This window comes from Pseudomonas sp. MYb13 (assembly GCF_002980075.1).
Taxonomy (GTDB): Bacteria; Pseudomonadota; Gammaproteobacteria; order Pseudomonadales; family Pseudomonadaceae; genus Aquipseudomonas; species Aquipseudomonas lurida.
This window is the reverse complement of record NZ_PCQI01000006.1, coordinates 283729-305832: the sequence shown is the minus strand read 5'-3', so window position 1 is coordinate 305832 and position 22104 is coordinate 283729. Positions and strand designations below refer to the sequence as shown.

Genomic DNA, 22104 nt, shown 5'->3' with positions numbered 1-22104 from the left:
GGCTTGCTTGCGAAGGGGGCGATACGCTCTTCGAGACTAGCCCCACCTCCTTCAATTCCGTACCATTCCCCGCCTAATCCCCCGCAATGCCCTGGTACCCCATGAACCTCACCCGTCTGCGCGCCGATGCCCTGGCCGGCCTCACCACGTCTTTCGCGTTGCTGCCCGAATGCATCGCCTTTGCCCTGGTGGCCCATCTCAACCCGCTCATGGGGCTGTATGGCGCCTTTATCATCTGCACCCTCACGGCATTATTTGGCGGCCGCCCCGGCATGGTGTCCGGTGCGGCGGGCTCGATGGCGGTGGTGATCGTTGCGTTGGTGGTGCAACACGGCGTGGCGTATTTGCTGGCCACGGTGTTGCTGGGCGGGCTGATCATGGTCGCCTTCGGCCTGCTGCGCCTGGGCAAGCTGGTGCGCATGGTGCCGCACTCGGTGATGCTGGGGTTCGTCAACGGCCTGGCAATCATCATTGCCCTGGCGCAATTGGAGCACTTCAAGAACGGTGAGCACTGGCTCAGTGGCACGCCGCTGTACGTGATGACCGGCCTGGTGCTGGTGACCATGGCCATCGTCTACCTGCTGCCGCGCATCACCCGCGCCGTGCCGCCCGCATTGGTGGCGATCCTCGGCGTCGGCCTGGCGGTGTACCTGCTCGGCCTGCCCACGCGCACGCTGGGCGACATGGCCCACATCGCTGGCGGCCTGCCGACCTTTGCCCTGCCGCAAGTCCCGTGGACCCTGGAAACCCTGGGCATCATTGCGCCCTATGCGTTCCTGATGGCCATGGTCGGGTTGCTGGAAACCCTGCTGACCCTCAACCTCACTGACGAAATCACCGAGACTCGCGGCTACCCCGACCGCGAAAGCGTAGCCCTGGGCGCCGCGAATATGGTCTCGGGCCTGTTCGGGGGCATGGGCGGTTGCGCGATGATCGGGCAAACCGTGATCAACCTCAGCTCCGGCGGGCGCGGGCGTTTCTCCGGGGTGTTCGCCGGGGTGATGATCCTGTTGTTCATTCTGTTCCTGTCACCGTTTATCGAGCGGATCCCGCTGGCGGCGCTGGTGGGGGTGATGTTCGTGGTGTCGCAGCAGACGTTTGCCTGGGCTTCGCTGCGGGTGATCAACAAGGTGCCGCTCAATGACGTGTTGGTGATTATCGCGGTGACCGTCATCACCGTGTTCACCGACCTGGCCACGGCGGTGCTGTGCGGGATTGTGATTGCAGCGTTGAATTTCGCCTGGCAACAAGCGCGGGAGCTGTATGCGGATGAGCACTTGGAGGCCGATGGCAGCAAGCTCTATCGCCTGCATGGCACGTTGTTCTTCGCCTCGACCACGCCGTTCCTGAATCAATTCGACCCGGCCAACGACCCGGCACAGGTGACGCTCGATTGCCGTCACCTGAGCTTTGTCGACTACTCGGCGATTGCCGCGCTGATGACCTTGCGCGAGCGCTATGCCAAGGCCGGCAAGCACCTGCGGGTGCTGCATTTGTCGGAGCGCTGCAAGAAGCTGCTCAAGCGAGCCAAGGTTCACCACGACTGACGTTGCAGGCGCTGGCAACCGGCTCCTGCACGGGGGATTTATGGCCCGACCAGGTCTTCGAGTTCCTGTGCGCGGGTCTGTGTCATGTCGAGCACACACCCGGAGCCGTTGACCTGGTCGATAGTGCCGCCGGTGGCCGAGCCTGCGAAGCCGCAATTGGCGTCACGGTATTTTATCCACAGGCGCTGCACGTCCTGCAGTTGCTGCTTGCGCGCGCCTTCCTGGGCGGCAAGGGCGGTCTTGTAGGCCCTGTTCAGGCGCGCGTCCTGCACCTTGGCTTCCTTGGCGTTGCAATTGACCATGTCGGCGGTCGTGTTGGCGGTGTCCATGCATTTTTTCAACGCCGCGTTGTCGGCGGCCGAAGCCGTGGTGCATAGGGCGAGGAACAGCGTGCTGGCGACAAAAGCGGTGCGAATCATGGTCGGTATCCTGGGCATGGGGGGAGGCGCATTCTATGACGCGAAGGTGCGCGTTGAGTTTCCGGCATCGGCTGATCTTCATGTAAGAACACCCCCCGAATTTTCATAGACGGTTGTCGGGCATATCCCAACGCGACAGCGCTTATCTGTGGGCGAAAATTACTTTCATTAAAATTGAAAATACTCCTCGGTAATGATTTATGAGTTTCACAACCAATTCGACGTGACCCTTTCCGAGGAGTACCGCATGGCCGCATCACCGGGCTTCGGGCTACTGGCATACGCTGCCATCGCCATTATCGCTTTGATCGTGCTGATTGCACGTTACCGGCTCAACCCGTTCATCGTCATCACCCTGGTGTCCATCGGCCTGGCGCTGACGGCAGGGATGCCGGCGGATACCATCATGGGTTCCTACGAGGCCGGCGTCGGCAAAACCTTGGGGCATATCGCCCTGGTCGTGGCGCTGGGCACCATGCTCGGCAAGATGATGGCCGAGTCCGGCGGTGCCGAGCAGGTGGCACGCACGTTGATCAATCGGTTCGGCGAGCGCAACGCCCACTGGGCCATGGTATGCATCGCTTTCCTGGTGGGGTTGCCACTGTTTTTCGAGGTCGGTTTTGTGTTGCTGGTGCCGATCGCCTTTACCGTTGCGCGGCGGGTGGGCGTGTCGATCCTGATGGTCGGGCTGCCGATGGTTGCCGGTCTGTCGGTGGTGCATGCGCTGGTGCCGCCGCATCCGGCGGCGATGATGGCGGTGCTGGCGTATAACGCGTCGGTGGGGCAGACCGTGTTGTATGCGATTCTGATCGGCATTCCTACGGCAATCATTGCCGGCCCGGTCTACGCCAAATTCATCGTGCCGCGTATTCACCTGCCGGCGCAGAACCCGCTGGAACGCCAGTTCATCGACCGCGAACCGCGTACGCGCTTGCCAAGCTTCACGCTGACCATGGGCACTATCCTGTTGCCGGTGGTGCTGATGATGATCGGCGGCTGGGCCAACGCGATCTCCACGCCGGGCAGCGGTTTCAACCAGTTCCTGCTGTTTATCGGCAACTCGGTGATTGCGCTCCTGGTGGCCACATTGGTGAGCTTCTGGACCTTGGGTATTGCGCAGGGTTTCAACCGCGAGTCGATCCTCAAGTTCACCAATGAATGTCTGGCTCCCACCGCGAGCATCACCTTGTTGGTGGGGGCGGGCGGCGGTTTGAATCGCATCCTGGTGGATGCGGGTGTGACCAACGAAATTCTGGGGCTGGCCCACGCTTTTCATCTGTCGCCATTGGTCATGGGTTGGCTGTTTGCCGCACTGATGCGTATTGCCACGGGCTCGGCCACGGTCGCCATGACCACCGCGTCCGGCGTGGTGGCGCCTGTCGCCATGGGCCTTGGCTATCCACACCCCGAATTGCTGGTGCTGGCCACCGGCGCCGGCTCGGTGATTTTTTCCCACGTGAACGACGGCGGCTTCTGGCTGATCAAGGAATACTTCAATATGACGGTGATCCAGACCTTCAAGACCTGGACCGTGCTGGAGACTTTGATTTCTGTGGTGGCCTTCGGTCTCACCTACGGCCTGTCTCTTGTTTTATGAGCCTCATCTTATAACCCGGAGACCCCATGGACATCCTCTACCAGATCCGCGCCCGCCAGGACGCCTTCAGCGCCGGCGAAGGGCGTATCGCCAAGCTGATGCTCGATGACGTGGGGTTTGCCGCGTCGGCCAGCCTGGAAGAGTTGTCCCAACGGGCCGAGGTGAGCACCGCCACCCTGTCGCGGTTCGCGCGCAGTGTGGGCTGTCGCGACCTGCGTGACTTGCGCCTGCAATTGGCCCAGGCCAGTGGGGTGGGCAGTCGCTACCTCGACCCTGCGGGGTTGCCCGAGCAGTCGGCATTTCACCGGCAGATCCTGGGGGATATCGAGGCGACGTTGCGTCAGCACTTGTCGGGGTTCAACCAGGCCAGCTTCGTCGATGCGGTCAACCTGCTGGGCAAGGCGCGGATGATCCACGCATTCGGCATGGGCGGCCCGTCGAGCCTGTGCAGCGATGAGTTGCAAGTACGCCTGGTACGCCTGGGCTATCCGATTGCCGCCTGCCATGACCCGGTGATGATGCGCGTCACCGCCGCAACACTGGGGCCGGAGCATGCGCTTATCGTGTGTTCTTTGACCGGCCTGACGCCCGAACTGCTGGACGTGGTGGAGCTGGCGCGCAACTACGACGCGCGCATGGTTGCCATCACCTTGGCCGACTCGCCGTTGGCTCGGCTGGCGGATGTACTGCTGCCCCTGCAGCCGGCGGAAACCAGCTTTATCTATAAGCCCACTGCGGCGCGCTACGGCATGCTGCTGGCCATCGACCTGCTCGCCACCGAACTGGCCCTGGCCCTGCCGGATGACAACCAGGAGCGTCTGCGGCGGATCAAGCTGGCCCTGGACGATTATCGCGGCGGCCCTGACAGCCTGCCGCTTGGAGACTGATATGAGATACGACACGCTGATACGCCAGGCGCTGATCATCGATGGCAGCAACACCCCGGGCTATGTGGCCGATGTGGGCCTGCGCGACGGGCGCATCGAGACGATTGGCGACCTGTCGAACGCCCAGGCTGAGCATGAGATCGATGCGAGTGGCTGCGTCTTGGCACCGGGTTTCATCGACGTGCACACCCACGATGACACGGTGGTGATTCGTCATCCACAGATGCTCCCCAAGCTCAGCCAGGGTGTGACCACGGTCATTGTGGGCAACTGTGGTATCAGCGCGTCGCCGGTGAGCTTGCGCAGCGATCCGCCGGACCCGATGAACCTGTTGGGTACGCGTGAGGCTTTCACTTACCCGCGCTTTGCCGATTACCGCGCCGCTGTGGAAGGTGCCCATCCGGCGGTGAACGTCGCTGCACTGATCGGCCATACCGCGTTGCGCAGCAACCATATGGACGACCTGCACCGCACCGCCTCCACGGATGAAATCGCGGCCATGCGCGTGCAGTTGCGAGAGAGCCTCGACGCCGGTGCCCTTGGTTTATCCACAGGCCTGGCCTACGCCAGTGCGTTCAACGCCGAGACCGACGAGGTGCTGCAATTGAGTGAGGAACTCACCGCGTTCGGTGCGGTGTACACCACCCACTTGCGCAGTGAATTCGAACCGGTGCTGGAGGCGATGGACGAAGCGTTCCTGATCGGCCGGCATGCCCAGGCACCCGTGATCATTTCCCACCTCAAATGTGCCGGTGCCGGTAACTGGGGGCGTAGCCCGCAGCTGTTGGCCTCGTTGGAACTGGCGGCGAAAACCCATCCGGTGGGCTGTGATTGCTACCCCTATGCTGCGAGTTCCTCGACCCTGGATCTCAAGCAGGTGACCGACGCGTTTCGTATCACCATCACCTGGTCGACGCCGCACCCGGAACTGGGCGGGCGAGATCTGCAGGATATTGCCGCAGAGTGGGACGTTTCATTGATGGACGCAGCGCGCCGGCTACAACCGGCGGGCGCGGTGTATTACGGGATGGATGAAGCGGATGTGCGGCGCATACTGGCGCACCCGCTGTCGATGGTCGGGTCAGATGGGTTGCCCGAGGATCCGTTCCCGCATCCGCGTTTGTGGGGCGCGTTTCCACGGGTATTGGGGCATTTCAGCCGCGATGTCGGGTTGTTCCCATTGCACACCGCCGTGCACAAGATGACCGGCCTTTCGGCGGCGCGTTTTGGCCTGGCCGAGCGAGGTGAAATTCGCGCAGGGCACTGGGCCGACCTGGTGTTGTTCGACCCGCTGCGCGTGCGCGACATGGCGGATTTCAAGGCGCCGCAACGCGCAGCGGAGGGCATCGATGGGGTGTGGGTCAACGGCGTGTTGAGCTATAGCGATGGGCAGGCCAATGGCCGGCGACCGGGTCGCTTCCTGGCACGTACTGGGGATTTGCGTCGTGGGTTTTCGTCTCTATAGTGGTGGCTCTCATACACGGAGCGGTCACCATGCACTTAGGAAAAGTCACCCCTATCCTGCGGATTTTCGACGAGGCCAAGGCGTTGGAATTCTACGTCGATTTCCTGGGGTTCAAGGTGGATTGGCAGCATCGTTTCGAGGCGAATTTCCCGCTGTATTTGCAGGTGTCGTTGGGTGAATGTGTGCTGCATTTGACTGAGCATCATGGCGATGCCTCGCCGGGTGCTGCGGTGCGGATCCAGGCGCAAGGGGTGGACGCCTATCAGCAGCAGTTGGCGGGCAAGGATTATCGGTATGCCAAGCCTGGGGTTGAGGAAACACCTTGGGGATCGCGGGAGATGAGCATCAAGGACCCGTTCGGGAATCGCGTGGTGTTTGTCGAGGAAGGCGAGGGCTGAAGGGCAAATCGCAGGCAATAAAAAACCGCCTTGGTAGGGCGGTTTTTTTTGCAATCCCAGTTAGTGGCTGGGGTTGCTGTCTCAAAGATGCAATGACCCGCAGGCGGATACTACCGACGGTCATTTTATCGCGCAAGGTTAGGCGATGGTCGGCACCGATAATCTTGAGCGTTTCATTATGTCGATTTCCGCTGCAGTAGCTTGCCGTAAATCTTCGAAACAACTACTGGATATTTAACCACTTTCCGTCACACCTTCATGGCGGATTTTGGTTAGGCTTCACCCCGTTCTGCGTTGGTTGCTTTTAGGTGAGCCGGGTACGCGCGCGAATTTTGGACTGATCGCCACGGGCTAGTAATCCGTGCCGGATTCATGCGGGAAGCCCATTAGCCCGGCCGCCTCAAAGATGCGATGACCCGCGTCCAAAGGCTCACGTGTTCCGGTAAGTGCGCTGGAGGTAAGGCCCAACTCACGGAGGGCCGAGTATGTCTAAGTTTGCACGACGTACGTGGAACCTCGTAGTGAACTGCCTACGTGCTTATCACGTCTGGAAGTTCCTGCGGGACAGCTTCGATGACCGCTAAGGTCTGAGAAGTGGAGCCGCCTCGGTCTAGGCCGAGGCGGCTTTTTGGTTGCTTACACCCGGAAATGACTGACCATCTGCTGCAACTGGCTGCCCAGCCGCGCCAGTTCCACACTCGACTTGGCTGTCTCGTCACTCGCCGTAGCGGTCTGTTCCGACACATCACGCACATTCACAATGCTGCGGCTGATCTCTTCAGCCACGGCGCTTTGCTGCTCGGCGGCGGCGGCGATCTGCTGGTTCATCGACTGGATATTCGACACCGTACGCGTGATGTTCTCCAGCGACACGCCGGCCTTGCGGGTCAGCTCGACACTGCTGTCGGTGAGGCTGCGGCTGTTGTTCATCACATTGGCCACTTGCTGGGTGCCATTCTGCAACCCGGCGACCAGGCCTTCGATTTCCTCGGTGGACTTCTGCGTGCGCTGGGCCAGGCCGCGCACTTCGTCAGCCACCACGGCAAACCCACGACCGGCTTCACCGGCACGCGCCGCTTCAATCGCGGCGTTGAGGGCCAGCAGGTTGGTCTGTTCGGCGACGGCCTTGATCACGTCCATCACGCTGCCGATCTTGTTGCTCTCTTGTTGCAGGTGGGTCATGGCGTCAGTGGAACGTGCCACTTCAGCGGCCAGGCGCTCGATCTGGGCGATGGCCTCAGCCACCACTTTGTCGCCTGCGCGGGCTTGGCCATCGGCATCGGCTGCCGCCAGGGAGGCTTGTTCGGCGTTACGTGCGACTTCCTGCACCGTGGCGGTCATTTCGTGCATCGCCGTGGCGACCTGATCGGTCTCGATCTTCTGGCTGTTCACGCCGGCGCTGGTTTGTTCGGTCACGGCCGACAACTCTTCAGCGGCGCTGGCGATCTGGGTCACGCCGTCGCGGATGCCGCTGATCAATTCACGCAGGGTGGTGCCCATGCGCTGGATACCTTGTTGCAGCACGCCCAATTCATCCCGACGAGTGACCTGGATGTTGTGGCTCAAGTCGCCGGAGGCAATGCGTTCCACCACGGCCAGGGTTTCCTGGATCGGGCGAGTGATCTGGCGGGTGATGATCAGTGCGGCGATGATGCCCACCAGCAGTGCCAGCAACGTGCTGATCAACTGCAGGCTACGGGCCTGGTCGCTTTCGGCATCGCGGCGAGTCAGTTGAATCTCGTACAGCTTGTCGCTGATCGTGACGATGTCGGCACCTTGTGTCGTCATTTCGGCACGGGCGTTAACGATGTTGGCGTTGGCCGCCTTGTAGTTCTGCACGGCGCTGCGATAGGCACCCAGGGCGGTTTCCAGCGCGGTCAATGCGCTTTGCTGGCTGGTACCGAAGGCGGCGCTGAGGTTTTTCAAGCCGGCGATGGCTTTTTCAATCTGTGCGGCAGCGCGGGCTTCTGTGTCCGGGTTGACGTTGCCGGTGTAGCCGCGCACTTCGTAGCGGGCCAACTGGAATTGCATCTTGGCGTCGGCCACGGCCTGGAATTGGGCAAGATGCTCCGAACTGTCGGGCATTTGCTTCACGCTGGCTTCCAACGCATCGATCTGTGCGTTGGCGATGTCGGCTTTGTCGCCCATCACCTGGCGGGAGGCGTTGCCATTACGGTAGGCCTCGCGCATTTTGTTCAACGACTGCTGGTACGCAGTGATGATGGATTTCTGCTCGTTGAGCAGCTTGAGGTTTTCCGGGCTCTTGAAGCTATCCAGCAATTTCTGTTGCTGGGCGGCGAAGGCATCCAGGTTGGTCTGTACGTTCTGGGCCACCGCTTCGTCGCCGTTGGCGAGCATGTATTGCAGGCGCACGATGCGCAGTTTGGTCAACGACGCGTTGAGCTGGGTGATATCGCTCATCCAGTTACTGCGGTCGATCAGGCTGCCCAGGCTGGTCCAGCCAGTCAATGCCAGTATCGACGTGAGGACAAGCACCAGGCCGAAGCCCAGGCCCAGTTTGAGGTTGACGCTGATGTTGCCGAACCAGCTATTCATCGAATGCTCCGCAAGAATGATGGGGTGTGCTGGACGGTTATTGATTTTGGAGCCAGCTGCTGTGTAGGGCTGTATCGGCGGCAAGCGGTGAATCTGAAATGCTATTTTGTCAGGGGTGACGAAGGGGCGCGATTGCAGGGAGCGGCCGGGGAGGGCTGATCATGGGTGGGTCTTGTGTGCTAGTCTGCTGGCCCTTTTAGTTCTGGGTAGCACGGGGAAACACGTGTTGTCCTACAGCGGAGCCTCTTCATGTCCGAAGTTAATCTGTCCACCGACGAAACCCGCGTCAGCTACGGTATCGGCCGTCAGTTGGGCGACCAACTGCGCGACAACCCGCCACCGGGCGTAAGCCTGGACGCGATCCTGGCTGGCCTGACCGACGCGTTCGCCGGCAAGCCTAGCCGCGTTGACCAAGAGCAAATGGCTGCCAGCTTCAAAGTGATCCGCGAAATCATGCAAGCCGAAGCAGCGGCCAAGGCTGAAGCCGCGGCTGGCGCTGGCCTGGCGTTCCTGGCTGAAAACGCCAAGCGTGATGGCATCACCACCCTGGCTTCCGGCCTGCAGTTCGAAGTGTTGACCGCAGGTGATGGCGCCAAGCCGACCCGTGAAGACCAGGTACGTACCCACTACCACGGCACCCTGATCGACGGCACTGTGTTCGACAGCTCCTACGAGCGCGGCCAGCCTGCAGAATTCCCGGTTGGCGGCGTGATCGCTGGCTGGACCGAAGCCCTGCAACTGATGAATGCCGGCAGCAAATGGCGTCTGTACGTGCCGAGCGAACTGGCTTACGGCGCTCAAGGCGTTGGTAGCATCCCGCCGCACAGCGTTCTGGTGTTCGACGTCGAGCTGCTCGACGTTCTGTAAGACCCGATAGCATCGGCGCCGGCTTCATGTGGGAGGCGGCTTGCCTGCGATAGCATCACCTCGGTAGCAGGGTTGACCGAGTTGTCTGCATCGCGGGCGCGCCCGGTTCCCCTATGAAGCCGGTGCACTCAGGTCTTGTGGATGTTTTCATGGATGGAACTTGCCATTCAGCTCCGTCGCCGGGCGCAACGCTCGGGCATAGCAGAACAGAAACAGATTACGCACCACCTCCTTCAGTACCCCAGGTTCACTCGAGCTCAGCCCGTTGACGTCCAGGTCACCCTGGTCCTGCAGTTCATTCAGCGCTTCTTCTTCCAGTACCGCACAGACTTCGCCGGTTTCCCGATGCAGGATCCGCAGGTAAGGGTGTGGGCGGTCCAGCCAGGCATCTATCAAATAAGTCATGGGTCGCATCTCCTTGATGGGTTTCAATGAGAATAATTCTTATTCGTAGAATAGCAAGTGCCTATTGGCGGTTTCTGGTTTTTTCTGTGTGGATATTGCGTTCGATCAACGAGGAGGGCGAAACGCCATCCCGCGGCGGGCGCGGGATGGAGACAGCAGGTTCAGACTTTGCGCACGAACTCGGACTTGAGCTTCATCGGGCCGATACCGTCGATCTTGCAATCGATATCGTGGTCGCCGTCGCACAGACGGATGTTCTTGACCTTGGTGCCGACCTTGACCACCAGGGACGTGCCCTTGACCTTGAGGTCTTTGATCACGGTGATGGTGTCGCCGTCCTGCAGGACGTTGCCCACAGAGTCTTTCTTCACGGTTTCGTCGCTGGCTGCTTCGGCCTCGTCATTAGCGGACCACTCATGGGCGCATTCCGGGCAGATCAGCTGGGCGCCGTCTTCGTAGGTGTATTCGCAATTGCATTTCGGGCAGGGTGGCAACGTGCTCACTAAAGCTCCTTGAAAGTCAGGATGGCTAAAAAGCGCACATTATATAGGGTTTTAGAGGTGGGTGGGGTTGGGCTCGGGCTAATGTGGAAACTGGCTGGCCTGCGAGAGCGGCAGTGAATTCACTCCCGTTATCGCAGGCCAGCCAGTTTCCAGATTACTGAGTGCGCAATCAGTGTGTACGCGCGACCGCAAACTCACTCAGCTCAACCAGGGCGTCCCGGTATTCGCTGGCCGGAAGGGCTTCCAGGCACTTGATCGCACGGGCCACGTAGTCGCGTGCCAGTTGCGCGGTGTACTCCAGGGAGCCGGACGCCTCGACAGCGGCACGGATGGCCTCCAGGTCTTCGATCCCGCCTTTCTGGATCGCCTTGCGCACCAGGGCGGCCTGTTCCGGCGTGCCTTCGCGCATGGTGTAGATCAGCGGCAAGGTCGGCTTGCCCTCGGCCAGGTCATCGCCGACGTTCTTGCCCAGGGTTTCGGCGTCGCCTTTATAGTCGAGCAGGTCGTCTACCAACTGGAACGCCACACCCAGGTGGTCACCAAAGGTGCGCAGGGCTTCGGCTTGTTCGGCCGTCGCACCGCACAGCGCGGCCGCGCTGTGGGTGGAGGCTTCGAAGAGCATCGCGGTTTTGCCGCGAATCACTTCCATGTAGGTTTCTTCGGTGGTGCTGGCGTCACGGACCTTCGACAGTTGCAGCACTTCGCCTTCGGCGATGATGCGCGTGGCCTGCGAAAGAATCTTCATGACGGGCATCGAGCCGAGTTCGACCATCATCTCGAACGAGCGCGAGTACAGGAAGTCGCCAACCAGCACGCTAGGGGCATTGCCCCACATGGCATTGGCGGTCTCGCGGCCACGGCGCATGCCAGACATGTCGACCACGTCGTCATGGAGCAGGGTGGCGGTGTGCAGGAATTCGATAGTGGCAGCCAGCAGGCGCACGTCATCGCCTTCGCGACCCAGGGCCTTGCCGCACAGCAACACTAATAAAGGACGCAGGCGTTTACCGCCCGCCGACGTAATGTAGTCGCCAATTTTGGAGACCAGCGGCACTTTAGAAGTCAGCTGCTTCTTGATGATGCCGTCGACGGCGCTAAAATCGTCCGCGACCGCGCGGTAGAAAGCTTGGGGTTGCATCAGCGACAGTCGCTCCAGAAGGGTTGCGCGGCATGCTAGGACCCAGGCCCCGTAGTGTCAAGGCGCGATAGACGGCCTCTTGCAACACCCGGTTGCCTTGCGTACAATCGCGCACCCTGAACTTCCTGGGCAGCACCTGCCTTACGCAATTGCATTCGGGACGTCCATCCCATGCAGCCATGCCAGCCAATACCTCTTCTTATAAAGCGCTGGGTGAGCAGGATTATCGGAGAAATACCATGTCGTACGCAGTAATTGTTACTGGTGGCAAGCAATACAAAGTCGCCCCAGGTGAATACCTGAAGATCGAAAAACTGGAAGTCGCTACCGGCGAATCCGTTACTTTTGATCGCGTTCTGTTGGTCGCCAATGGCGATGACGTGAACATCGGCGCTCCAGTTGTTGCTGGCGCTACCGTTGTGGCTGAAGTGATCTCCCAAGGTCGTCACGATAAAGTCCGCATCATCAAGTTCCGTCGTCGTAAGCACCACATGAAGCGTATGGGCCACCGCCAGTGGTACACCGAGATCAAAATCACCGGTATTCAGGCTTAATTTCAGCCTAATTCCTCACTAGGAGAATTGACTCATGGCACACAAAAAAGCTGGTGGTAGTACCCGTAACGGTCGCGACTCAGAAGCCAAACGCCTTGGCGTGAAGATGTATGGCGGCCAGAAAATCATTCCGGGCAACATCATCGTGCGTCAGCGCGGCACCCAATTCCACGCCGGTTACGGTGTTGGCATGGGTAAAGATCACACCCTCTTCGCGAAAATCGAAGGCGTGATCAAGTTTGAAGTAAAAGGCGCGTTCAACCGCCGTTACGTGAGCGTTGTCGCAGCTTAATTGCGAGATCGCTGGAAAAGCCCTGTCTTGCGACGGGGCTTTTTCGTTTGTGGGGTGAGTCTCTTGCAAAGCTGTTTGTGATGGGCTCAGGCGCTGGATTTGCGGTCGTTGATTGAGGTCGCTGCGCTCATTTTTGCAAGAGTCTTATGTCTTGGTTTCTTAAGCTCGTCCGTGCGGCGAGAGGCGTTTTGTTATGAAGTTCGTTGATGAAGTTTCCATCCGAGTAAAAGCAGGCGACGGCGGTAACGGTTGCATGAGTTTCCGTCGCGAAAAATTCATCGAAAACGGTGGCCCGAACGGCGGTGACGGCGGTGACGGCGGTTCCATCTACATGATGGCCGACGAAAACCTGAACACCCTGGTCGACTACCGTTACACCCGGCACTTCGATGCCGAGCGTGGCTCCAACGGTGGCAGCACCGACTGCACCGGCAAAAAAGGTGAAGACCTGGTACTGCGTGTACCGGTCGGCACCACGATCATCGACTCCGCCACCCAGGAAGTGATCGGCGACCTGACCAAGGCCGGCCAGAAGCTGATGGTTGTGCAGGGCGGCTGGCACGGTCTGGGTAACACCCGATTCAAGTCCAGCACCAACCGTGCGCCACGCCAGACCACGCCAGGCAAGCCCGGCGAGCAGCGTGACCTCAAGCTGGAAATGAAAGTACTCGCCGATGTAGGCCTGCTGGGCCTGCCAAACGCCGGTAAAAGTACCTTCATTCGCTCGGTTTCGGCCGCCAAGCCGAAAGTCGCCGACTACCCGTTCACCACCTTGGTACCCAACCTGGGCGTGGTCAGCGTTGACCGTTGGAAAAGCTTCGTGATCGCCGACATTCCCGGCCTCATCGAAGGCGCTTCCGATGGCGCAGGCCTAGGGATTCGCTTCCTCAAGCACTTGTCGCGTACCCGTCTGCTGTTGCACCTCGTGGATATGGCGCCGCTGGATGACACCAGTGCACCGGACGCCGCTGAAGTGATCGTCAGTGAACTGACCAAGTTCAGCCCGTCCCTGGCTGAGCGTGATCGTTGGCTGGTGCTGAACAAATGCGACCAGATCCTCGAAGAAGAGCACGAGGAGCGCGTCAAGGAAATCGTCGACCGCCTGGAGTGGGAAGGCCCGGTCTACGTGATCTCGGCCATCGCCAAAGAAGGCACCGAACGCCTGACCCGCGACATCATGCGCTACCTCGAAGACCGTGCCGACCGCCTGGCCGCCGATCCGGTATTCAAGGCCGAACTGGCCGAACTCGACCAGCGCATCGAAGACGAAGCCCGTGCCCAGCTGCAAGCCCTGGACGACCAGCGTGCCCTGCGCCGCAGCGGCGTGAAGTCAGTCCATGACATCGGCGACGATGATTGGGACGAAGAAGACGTGGATGATGAAGACGGTCCGGAAATCATTTACGTGCGCGACTGATTCGTTGCAGTAAACTTAAGCGCCGCTCACTCGAGCGGCGTTTTGGTATCTGTAGTCTTTAAAGTAGTCACGAATAACGTTATGGGCGGCGCTGGGTCGCGTGCAGCCCTCTATCTAAGGTTGAAGATGATGCGGAGCAAAGTGACAGGTGCACAGCGCTGGGTCGTAAAGATCGGAAGTGCGCTGTTGACGGCGGATGGCAAGGGGCTGGATCGCGCAGCCATGAGTGTCTGGGTCGAGCAGATGGTGGCCTTGCATGAGGCCGGTGTCGAGTTGGTGCTGGTGTCGTCCGGGGCGGTTGCCGCCGGCATGAGCCGCCTCGGCTGGACCGCGCGACCCAGCGCGATGCACGAGCTGCAAGCCGCCGCCGCCATCGGCCAGATGGGCCTGGTGCAAGCCTGGGAATCCAGCTTTGCCGAGCACGGCCGCCACACGGCGCAGATCCTGCTGACCCACGACGACCTGTCCGACCGCAAGCGCTACCTCAACGCCCGCAGTACGTTGCGCGCCTTGGTGGAGCTCAAGGTGGTGCCGGTGATCAACGAAAACGACACGGTGGTCACCGACGAAATCCGCTTCGGCGACAACGACACCCTGGCCGCCCTGGTGGCCAACCTGGTGGAAGCTGACCTGCTGGTGATCCTCACTGACCGCGACGGCATGTTCGACGCCGACCCGCGCAACAACCCCGACGCCCAACTGATCTACGAGGCGCGTGCCGATGACCCTGCGCTGGACGCCGTGGCCGGCAGCGTCGGCGGCGCCCTGGGCCGTGGCGGCATGCAGACCAAGCTGCGTGCAGCGCGCCTGGCCGCACGGTCCGGCGCCCACACCATCATCGTCGGTGGGCGCCTGGACCGCGTGCTGGACCGCCTCAAGGCCGGGGAGCGCATTGGTACGCTGCTGTCGCCGGAACGCGGCATGCTCGCGGCGCGCAAACAGTGGCTGGCCGGTCATCTGCAAACCCGTGGCACGCTGGTGTTGGACGACGGCGCGGTGTCGGCCCTGTCCCAAGGCAACAAGAGCTTGCTGCCGGTGGGCGTCAAGTTGGTGCAGGGCAGTTTCCGCCGTGGCGAGATGGTGGTGTGCGTGGCGCCGGACGGTCGCGAGATCGCCCGCGGCCTGGCGAACTACAGTGCCCTGGAAGCGCAGAAGATTATTGGACAATCGTCCGATGCGATTGTCGGATTATTGGGTTACATGGCCGAACCGGAACTGGTGCACCGCGATAACCTGATCCTGGTCTAATCAAAGGAATACACGATGCGCTCAATGAAAGTATTGCTCGGCTTGCTTTTGGCCATGCCACTGCTGGCCTCGGCTGAAGAAATTGCCCAAGTGTCGACCGTGTTCAAGTTTGTCGGCCCCAATGACCGGATTGTGGTCGAAGCCTTCGATGACCCCAAGGTCGACGGCGTGACCTGCTACCTGTCGCGTGCCAAGACCGGCGGCGTCAAGGGCGGCCTGGGCCTGGCCGAAGACCGCGCCGAAGCCTCGATTGCCTGCCGCCAAGTGGGCCCGATCCACTTCAAGGGCGAGCTCAAGGACGGCGACGAAGTCTTCAAGGAACGCACCTCGCTGGTGTTCAAGACCATGCAGGTGGTACGTTTCCTCGACAAGAAGCGCAACACCCTGGTGTACCTGGTCTATAGCGACCGCCTGATCGAAGGCAGCCCGCAGAACGCCGTGACGGCCATTCCGATTCTGCCCTGGCCGACCGCTCAGTAACCCGCAGGCGAGTTTTGTAATCGGCGTCTATGATTGCAGGCTTGCGGGTTGTAATCTCGAAAGGCCGCAATGCGAAGAACATGGGATATCTGGAGTTCGTCATGAGTGCTTTCCACGACCTGAAACTCAAAGCTTTGGACGGACAAGACCTGCCACTGGCGCCCTTCAAGGGGCAAGTGGTGCTGGTAGTCAACGTGGCCTCCAAATGTGGTTTGACCCCGCAATATGCCGCGCTGGAAAACCTCTACCAGCAGTACAAGGACCAGGGATTTACCGTGCTCGGCCTGCCGTGCAACCAGTTTGCAGGGCAGGAGCCGGGTACCGAGGAAGAGATCCAGTCGTTCTGCAGCCTGAACTACGGCGTGACGTTCCCGTTGGGCAGCAAGCTTGAGGTCAACGGTCCTGATCGTCATCAGCTGTACCGCCTGCTGGCGGGTGAGGGCGCCGAGTTTCCTGGGGATATCACCTGGAACTTCGAGAAATTCCTGCTGGGTAAGGATGGACGGGTACTCGCGCGCTTTTCTCCGCGTACGCCGCCCGATGATCCGTCGGTGGTCCAGGCCATCGAAAAAGCCCTGGCCTGAAACACCGGTTCGATCGTTCCCACGCCCCGCGTGGGAATGCCCTTCGGATGCTCCGCGTCCTGCTTTTACCCCTTAATCACCCAGATCAATAGTGCTATCCTGCACGGCGCGCTGCCCATATTATCGACATCATAAACCCTGTCTTCCGTGGAGCGCTCCCATGCCCGTCCAAGCCTTGTTCAAACCTTTCCAGCTCGGTGCATTGCAACTGTCGACCCGCGTCGTCATGGCGCCAATGACACGGTCGTTTTCCCCGGGTGGCGTACCCAGCGCCAAGGTGATCGAGTATTACCGCCGCCGCGCCGCTGCCGGCGTGGGCCTGATCATCACTGAAGGCACCGTGGTCGGCCACCGGGCGTCCAACGGTTACCCAAACGTCCCGCATTTCTATGGTGAAGCCGCGCTGGCCGGCTGGAAGAAAGTCGTCGACGCCGTGCACGCCGAGGGCGGCAAGATCGTTCCACAGCTTTGGCATGTGGGCAGTGTGCGCCGTATTGGCACCGAGCCTGATGCCAGCGTGCCGGCCTACGGTCCGATGGAGAAACTCAAGGACGGCAACGTGGTCGTCCACGGCATGACCCACCAAGACATCAAGGATGTCATCAACGCCTTCGCCCAAGCCGCCAAGGATGCCCAGGGCATCGGCATGGACGGCGTGGAAATCCACGGCGCCCACGGCTATCTGGTCGACCAGTTCTTCTGGGAGGGCAGCAACCAGCGTACGGACGAATACGGCGGCAGCCTGGCCAACCGCTCGCGCTTTGCCATCGAGCTGATCCAGGCCACGCGTGCTGCGGTGGGCCCGGACTTCCCGATCATCTTCCGTTTCTCCCAGTGGAAGCAACAGGACTACACCGCGCGCCTGGTGCAAACGCCGGAGGCGCTGGGAGCATTTCTCAAGCCGTTGTCTGACGCCGGCGTGGACATTTTCCACTGCTCTACACGCCGTTTCTGGGAGCCTGAATTCGAAGGTTCCGACCTCAACCTGGCCGGCTGGACCCGTCAGCTCACCGGCAAGCCGACCATCACCGTGGGCAGCGTTGGCCTGGATGGCGAGTTCCTGCAGTTCATGGTCAACACCGACAAGGTCGCGCAACCGGCCAGCCTGGAAAAGCTGCTGGAGCGCTTGAACAACGACGAGTTTGACCTGGTGGCCGTGGGCCGTGCATTGCTGGTGGACCCGGATTGGGCCGTGAAAGTGCGCGAAGGGCGCGAGGGTGACATCCTGCCGTTCAGTCGTGAGGCGTTGACGACCCTGGTGTAAGTGGCGACAGGACGGGCAGTGGGTGCCCGTCCTCACACACACCGCGTAACTGGCGTTCGAATTGCTCGATGATCGCCGGCCAGCCCTGGCGGCTGGCATGTTGGCGAGCGTTCAGTCGAGCCCGGCGCAAGGTCTCGCGCTCTTCCAGCAACCAGATGGCGGCATCGCAAAAAGCATTCTCATCCCCCGGCATCGCCAGTACGCCATTGTAGCCATGACGAATATGCTGGGTTGCGGCCGCCTGGTCGTACGCCACTACGCCGAGCCCGGAAGCCATGGCCTCTAGCACCACATTGCCGAAGGTTTCGGTCAGGCTGGGGAACAGGAACAGATCCCCGCAAGCATAGTGCCGGGCCAGCTCTTCGCCGCGCTGGGTACCGCAGAACACCGCGTCGGGCAGTTCCTGCTCCAACAGCGGGCGCTGCGGGCCATCGCCGACGATGATCAACTTCAGCCGGCGCCAGGGATAAGCATCCTGCAGCGTATCGAAGCAGCGTTTGAGCAGCCCCAGGTTCTTCTCCTGCGCCAGGCGCCCGACATGCAGGACTGCAATGTCGTCGTTTTCCAGGCCCCAGCTTTCGCGCAATGCATTGTCACGCTTGGCCGGGTGGAACAACTGGCTGTCGACCCCGCGGGACAACATTCCCAGGCGCTCGAAATGCCGGCGCTCCAACTCCAGCCGCTGGCTGGCGCTGGGCACCAGGGTCAGGGTCGAACGGTTGTGAAACCAGCGCAGGTAGTGAGTGACCATACGGCTCAACAGGCTCAAACCATATTGGTTCGAGTACTGCTGGAAATTGGTATGGAAGCCGCTGACCACGCTGATTCCCAGGCGACGTGCCGCGCGCAGGGCAGACAGGCCCAAGGGCCCTTCCGTGGCAATGTACAGGACGTCCGGGCGCTGGCGCGTCCAGCGCCTCAGCAACTTGTGCATCGACGACTGCCCCCATTGCAGGCCCGGATAACCCGGCAGCGGCCAGCCGCGGCACAGCAGTAGCGCGTCGTCGCTGGGGCGGCTCTGGTCGACGCCCTGGCGCGGGCGCACCAGCTCGACTTGATGGCCACGAGCGCGCAACCCCTCGCACAGGCGGCCAAGGGTATTGGCCACCCCGTTGATCTCTGGCGGGAAGGTTTCGGTGATGAGGGTGATGTGAAGCGAAGCTGTCGTCATGACCCACAGTGTCGCTGTAGGCCATGTCGTCATTGTGTCATCGAGATGATGGATTTATGACGTGGTCACTTTTTGCTGCTGTGCCATTGCCTCGGCCCCTTGCTCGCGCACCCAGAACAACGTGGCCCCGGCCACCGCCGCCGGCATCATCAGCAGGTTGACCACCGGCACGAGCAGCACCAGGTAAACGATCCCGCCAAAGCTCATGCTCTGCCAGCGCTTCTGGCGCAGCCAGGCGAGCATTTCGTTCCAGCCCAGCTTGTGGTTGTCGGCCGGGTAGTCGATGTACTGGATCGCCATCATCCACACGCCAAACAACAGCCAAAGCGGTGCCGCGATCAGGTTGACCACTGGAATGAACGACAGGATAAACAGGCCGATGGCCCGTGGCAGGAAGTAGCCCAGCTTGCGCATTTCCCGCGCCAGGGTGCGGGGGACCATGGCGATCAACTCGCCCCAGCTGAAGGCTGGGAAGTCATCGGTGCCTCGCACGACCACTTCGACCTTCTCTGACAGGAAGCCGTTGAAGGGCGCCGCGATAATGTTGGCCAGCATCGTGAAGGTGAAAAACACCATCAGCACCACCAGCACCACGAACAATGGCCATAGCAGGTAATTCAGGAAGCTCAGCCAGCTCGGCAGTGTCGGCATCAAGTGGTCCACCCACAGGCTGAACTGATGGCCGGCGAAATAGATCAAGCCGACGAACAGCACCAGGTTGATCGTCAGCGGCAACAGCACAAACAGGCGCAGGCCTGGGCTCAACACCAGTTTGAGGCCTTCACGCAGGTATTGCGGGCCGGAAAGAGCAGGGGCGGGCATGGAGAACTCCGAGCAAAGGAACGAACGCGCCGACCTTACCGGCTTTGCCTTCAAGGCGAAAGCGGCGACATCCGTGGTAACAAAGCCGTCGATTAATCGTGTGGACTGCATAGAGACCACCTATGAGCTGGATTGTTATTCCGTATTTCCTTAATCTTGCCCCCCTCGATACGCTGCACCCATTATTTTTCAGGGCCTGCGAGTTCAAGCCTTCCCCAAGTGCTTCGTGGTCCCTTTTTTATTCCAGCCACCTTGTACTCCGGGTGGTCGATAGGAGTGAGTCATGTCTGATACCCGTCATTCGCGAGTGATTATTCTCGGTTCCGGCCCTGCCGGTTACAGCGCTGCCGTCTACGCTGCCCGGGCCAACCTCAAGCCGTTGCTGATCACCGGCATGCAGGCGGGCGGTCAGTTGACCACCACCACTGAAGTCGACAACTGGCCGGGCGACGTCCACGGCCTGACCGGCCCGGTGCTGATGGAGCGCATGAAAGAGCACGCCGAACGCTTCGAAACCGAGATCGTGTTTGATCACATCAACAAGGTCGACTTCTCCAAGAAGCCTTACAGCCTCACCGGCGACAGCGGCGTCTACACCTGTGACGCGCTGATCATTGCCACCGGCGCCAGCGCCCGTTACCTGGGCCTGCCATCGGAAGAAGCGTTCATGGGCAAAGGCGTGTCCGCCTGCGCGACCTGCGACGGTTTCTTCTACCGCAACAAGCCGGTCGCCGTCGTCGGTGGCGGCAATACAGCCGTGGAAGAGGCGCTGTACCTGGCCAACATCGCCAGCACCGTGACCCTGGTTCACCGCCGCGAGACCTTCCGCGCCGAGAAGATCCTGATCGACAAGCTGCACGCCCGTGTGGCTGAAGGCAAGATCATCCTCAAGCTCAACGCCACCCTGGACGAAGTCCTGGGCGACAACATGGGCGTGACCGGTGCGCGCCTGAAAAACAACGACGGCAGCTACGACGAGTTGAAAGTCGACGGCGTGTTTATCGCCATCGGCCACACCCCGAACACCTCGCTGTTCGAAGGCGTGCTGGAAGCCAAAGACGGCTACCTGGTGGTGCAGGGCGGCCGTGAAGGCAACGCGACGGCCACCAACATCGAAGGTATCTTCGCTGCCGGTGACGTGGCTGACCACGTGTACCGTCAGGCCATCACCTCGGCCGGCGCCGGCTGCATGGCGGCATTGGACGCAGAGCGTTACCTCGACGGCCTGCAGAACGCTTCGTTCTGAACCCGTTGACCTAAAAAAACCGGCCCTGAGGCCGGTTTTTTTATTTCCGCGATTTAACTAACACCCAAGAACACATGTGGGAGCTGGCTTGCCTGCGATAACGGTGCACCAGGCACCATCACCATCGCGGGCACGCTGACCGGGTTAGCGGCGGGTCAGGGGGTGTGCGCTGAACTCCACACCGGCCAAGCCATTGGCGATCAATGCACGGATGTTGCCATGGTCGCTGCCCTCAGGCGTTGCCACCACCGAACGGTAATGCTCGCCAAACGCCAGCAACGCTTCCTGATCGCTCAACCCTTCCAGCAATGCCAATCCCAGTGTCTTGCACGAACCTTCGTTCTGCCCGGCAGCGTTTTCCACATCGCCGTTGGTGAAGGCTTGCGGCTGGTAGTCATAACCGGCAGCGACAAACGCCAGGGTATCGGCAAAAACGTGTTCGCCGCTGTTGAGGCTGGCGCGCAGGGTGTTCAGATCAGTCATGGGGTTTTCCTTTGGCGAACGCGGCCTGCTGGTCGGCGCTGGCTTCTTTCTGGTATTGGGCTTTCCACTCGGCGTACGGCATGCCGTACACCACTTCACGGGCATCATCGAGGCTCAGTTCGATCTGGCGCTCATCGGCTTCGGCCTTGTACCACTTGGACAAGCAGTTGCGGCAGAAGCCCGAGAGGTTCATCAGGTCAATGTTCTGCACATCCTTGCGGCTGTCCAGGTGGGCCACCAGCCGGCGGAAGGCGGCGGCTTCGAGTTCAAGGCGTTGTTGGTCGTTCATGGCGGTCTCTTCGAGACAGCTTCAAGCGGGTAAGCTTCAAGCTGCAAGTTGGAGTGAGATTGGCGTTAACGTGTGGCTTAAAGCTTATCGCTTGAGGTTGAGCGGCTCGCCGCGAGCGTTATCGACACCGATTCGGCAAAGCGCAGCGCATGCGGCTTGTCCACTTCGACCTCGGCGTACAGCACCGACTCGTTGCTCATCACCAGGTCAAGCAACTCCTGGGTCAGGCGCTCCAGCAGGGCAAAACGGTTGCCCTCGACGTGGGCGATGATTGCCTTGGTGATGGTGCGGTAATTCAGCGCGTGGTCGATATCGTTGTCGCGCACGGCGTCCTGGGCGGCATACAGGATGGTCAGGTTGATCAGCACATCCTGTTTGTTGAGGATCTCGTCCTCGTTGATGCCGATGTAGGTGCGCAGGCACAGGTCCTTGACCCGGATGCGCGCCATGCCTGGTTGAAGTTGTGGCATTG

23 protein-coding genes and 2 pseudogenes are annotated in these 22104 nt (G+C 60.8%); 14 read left to right on the top strand and 11 right to left on the bottom strand.

Annotated elements, in window-relative coordinates; genetic code table 11:
• Nucleotides 1-101: 101 nt before the first annotated feature.
• The gene (locus CQ002_RS14500) at nucleotides 102-1547 is read left to right on the top strand and encodes a SulP family inorganic anion transporter (RefSeq protein ID WP_034109332.1); all 1446 of its coding nucleotides are present in this window, start codon (nucleotides 102-104) and stop codon (nucleotides 1545-1547) included.
• 38 nt (nucleotides 1548-1585) lie between these two features.
• On the opposite strand, the gene CQ002_RS14495 is transcribed toward CQ002_RS14500, so the two are convergent.
• On the bottom strand, nucleotides 1586-1966 hold the full coding sequence (locus CQ002_RS14495; RefSeq protein ID WP_069078167.1) for a lysozyme inhibitor LprI family protein: 381 nt from the start codon (nucleotides 1964-1966) through the stop codon (nucleotides 1586-1588).
• Between the two features lie 247 nt (nucleotides 1967-2213).
• Here CQ002_RS14495 and CQ002_RS14490 point away from each other — a divergent pair, with 247 nt between their 5' ends.
• From CQ002_RS14490 to CQ002_RS14475, 4 genes are read left to right on the top strand one after another with little or no spacing between them, the layout of a single operon-like run.
• Nucleotides 2214-3563: a gluconate:H+ symporter gene (locus tag CQ002_RS14490; RefSeq protein WP_105163164.1), complete on the top strand. Its 1350-nt coding sequence runs from the start codon at nucleotides 2214-2216 to the stop codon at nucleotides 3561-3563.
• A gap of 26 nt (nucleotides 3564-3589) precedes the next feature.
• Nucleotides 3590-4450 carry a MurR/RpiR family transcriptional regulator gene (locus CQ002_RS14485; RefSeq protein ID WP_034109330.1) on the top strand — a complete coding sequence of 287 codons (861 nt, stop codon included), beginning with the start codon at nucleotides 3590-3592 and terminating at the stop codon, nucleotides 4448-4450.
• 1 nt (nucleotide 4451) lies between these two features.
• Nucleotides 4452-5915, top strand: a complete 1464-nt coding sequence (locus tag CQ002_RS14480) for an amidohydrolase family protein (RefSeq protein WP_034109329.1) — start codon at nucleotides 4452-4454, stop codon at nucleotides 5913-5915.
• Nucleotides 5916-5944: 29 nt separating this feature from the next.
• The gene (locus tag CQ002_RS14475) at nucleotides 5945-6313 is read left to right on the top strand and encodes a glyoxalase superfamily protein (protein WP_010206499.1); all 369 of its coding nucleotides are present in this window, start codon (nucleotides 5945-5947) and stop codon (nucleotides 6311-6313) included.
• Nucleotides 6314-6949: 636 nt separating this feature from the next.
• On the opposite strand, the pseudogene CQ002_RS28865 reads toward CQ002_RS14475, so the two are convergent.
• Nucleotides 6950-7543, bottom strand: a pseudogene (locus tag CQ002_RS28865) (methyl-accepting chemotaxis protein); the annotation flags it as partial.
• Between the two features lie 261 nt (nucleotides 7544-7804).
• Nucleotides 7805-8869 (bottom strand): annotated as a pseudogene (locus CQ002_RS28860) (methyl-accepting chemotaxis protein); the annotation flags it as partial.
• Nucleotides 8870-9118: 249 nt separating this feature from the next.
• Here CQ002_RS28860 and CQ002_RS14465 point away from each other — a divergent pair.
• The gene (locus tag CQ002_RS14465; RefSeq protein WP_003176055.1) at nucleotides 9119-9736 is read left to right on the top strand and encodes an FKBP-type peptidyl-prolyl cis-trans isomerase; all 618 of its coding nucleotides are present in this window, start codon (nucleotides 9119-9121) and stop codon (nucleotides 9734-9736) included.
• Between the two features lie 147 nt (nucleotides 9737-9883).
• On the opposite strand, the gene CQ002_RS14460 is transcribed toward CQ002_RS14465, so the two are convergent.
• The 3 genes from CQ002_RS14460 to CQ002_RS14450 all read right to left on the bottom strand — a co-directional run bounded on the left by CQ002_RS14460 (nucleotide 9884) and on the right by CQ002_RS14450 (nucleotide 11782).
• Nucleotides 9884-10141 (bottom strand): hypothetical protein, encoded by a 258-nt coding sequence (locus tag CQ002_RS14460; protein ID WP_003194088.1) that lies wholly within the window; start codon nucleotides 10139-10141, stop codon nucleotides 9884-9886.
• A 161-nt stretch (nucleotides 10142-10302) separates the two neighbouring features.
• On the bottom strand, nucleotides 10303-10644 hold the full coding sequence (locus tag CQ002_RS14455) for a zinc ribbon domain-containing protein YjdM (protein ID WP_034109327.1): 342 nt from the start codon (nucleotides 10642-10644) through the stop codon (nucleotides 10303-10305).
• Between the two features lie 169 nt (nucleotides 10645-10813).
• Nucleotides 10814-11782: a polyprenyl synthetase family protein gene (locus CQ002_RS14450; protein WP_034109326.1), complete on the bottom strand. Its 969-nt coding sequence runs from the start codon at nucleotides 11780-11782 to the stop codon at nucleotides 10814-10816.
• A 239-nt stretch (nucleotides 11783-12021) separates the two neighbouring features.
• Between CQ002_RS14450 and rplU the strand changes: the two genes are divergently transcribed.
• The 7 genes from rplU (at nucleotide 12022) to CQ002_RS14415 (ending at nucleotide 17621) form a co-directional block, all read left to right on the top strand.
• Nucleotides 12022-12336: a 50S ribosomal protein L21 gene (gene rplU, locus CQ002_RS14445; RefSeq protein ID WP_007950961.1), complete on the top strand. Its 315-nt coding sequence runs from the start codon at nucleotides 12022-12024 to the stop codon at nucleotides 12334-12336.
• 34 nt (nucleotides 12337-12370) lie between these two features.
• On the top strand, nucleotides 12371-12628 hold the full coding sequence (gene rpmA, locus CQ002_RS14440) for a 50S ribosomal protein L27 (protein WP_003176049.1): 258 nt from the start codon (nucleotides 12371-12373) through the stop codon (nucleotides 12626-12628).
• Between the two features lie 193 nt (nucleotides 12629-12821).
• Nucleotides 12822-14045, top strand: coding sequence for an Obg family GTPase CgtA (cgtA, locus tag CQ002_RS14435; protein ID WP_010206489.1), 1224 nt, complete (start codon nucleotides 12822-12824; stop codon nucleotides 14043-14045).
• Between the two features lie 129 nt (nucleotides 14046-14174).
• Complete coding sequence (proB, locus tag CQ002_RS14430; RefSeq protein ID WP_034109325.1) at nucleotides 14175-15293, top strand: glutamate 5-kinase; 1119 nt, start codon at nucleotides 14175-14177, stop codon at nucleotides 15291-15293.
• 15 nt (nucleotides 15294-15308) lie between these two features.
• A complete protein-coding gene (locus CQ002_RS14425) occupies nucleotides 15309-15773 on the top strand; it encodes a CreA family protein (RefSeq protein WP_034109324.1) in 465 nt (154 codons plus the stop codon).
• Between the two features lie 101 nt (nucleotides 15774-15874).
• Nucleotides 15875-16357: a glutathione peroxidase gene (locus tag CQ002_RS14420; RefSeq protein ID WP_034109323.1), complete on the top strand. Its 483-nt coding sequence runs from the start codon at nucleotides 15875-15877 to the stop codon at nucleotides 16355-16357.
• 160 nt (nucleotides 16358-16517) lie between these two features.
• Entirely contained in the window at nucleotides 16518-17621 is a 1104-nt protein-coding gene (locus CQ002_RS14415; RefSeq protein WP_105162850.1) for an NADH:flavin oxidoreductase, read from the top strand.
• On the opposite strand, the gene CQ002_RS14410 is transcribed toward CQ002_RS14415, so the two are convergent.
• Complete coding sequence (locus CQ002_RS14410) at nucleotides 17590-18792, bottom strand: glycosyltransferase family 1 protein (RefSeq protein WP_034109321.1); 1203 nt, start codon at nucleotides 18790-18792, stop codon at nucleotides 17590-17592. The genes CQ002_RS14415 and CQ002_RS14410 overlap by 32 nt on opposite strands.
• A gap of 54 nt (nucleotides 18793-18846) precedes the next feature.
• A complete protein-coding gene (gene cysZ / locus CQ002_RS14405; protein ID WP_098467357.1) occupies nucleotides 18847-19614 on the bottom strand; it encodes a sulfate transporter CysZ in 768 nt (255 codons plus the stop codon).
• Between the two features lie 283 nt (nucleotides 19615-19897).
• On the opposite strand from cysZ, the gene trxB reads away from it, so the two are divergent.
• Nucleotides 19898-20860 (top strand): thioredoxin-disulfide reductase, encoded by a 963-nt coding sequence (trxB, locus tag CQ002_RS14400; RefSeq protein WP_105162849.1) that lies wholly within the window; start codon nucleotides 19898-19900, stop codon nucleotides 20858-20860.
• A 144-nt stretch (nucleotides 20861-21004) separates the two neighbouring features.
• Here trxB and CQ002_RS14395 read toward each other — a convergent pair whose 3' ends face one another.
• The 3 genes from CQ002_RS14395 to folX all read right to left on the bottom strand — a co-directional run bounded on the left by CQ002_RS14395 (nucleotide 21005) and on the right by folX (nucleotide 22102).
• Nucleotides 21005-21343 carry a HopJ type III effector protein gene (locus CQ002_RS14395; RefSeq protein WP_177431170.1) on the bottom strand — a complete coding sequence of 113 codons (339 nt, stop codon included), beginning with the start codon at nucleotides 21341-21343 and terminating at the stop codon, nucleotides 21005-21007.
• Complete coding sequence (locus CQ002_RS14390; RefSeq protein ID WP_034109318.1) at nucleotides 21336-21632, bottom strand: DUF1244 domain-containing protein; 297 nt, start codon at nucleotides 21630-21632, stop codon at nucleotides 21336-21338. The genes CQ002_RS14395 and CQ002_RS14390 overlap by 8 nt, the downstream gene beginning before the upstream one ends.
• Before the next feature lie 77 nt (nucleotides 21633-21709).
• Nucleotides 21710-22102, bottom strand: coding sequence for a dihydroneopterin triphosphate 2'-epimerase (gene folX, locus CQ002_RS14385; RefSeq protein WP_034109317.1), 393 nt, complete (start codon nucleotides 22100-22102; stop codon nucleotides 21710-21712).
• Nucleotides 22103-22104: the final 2 nt, after the last annotated feature.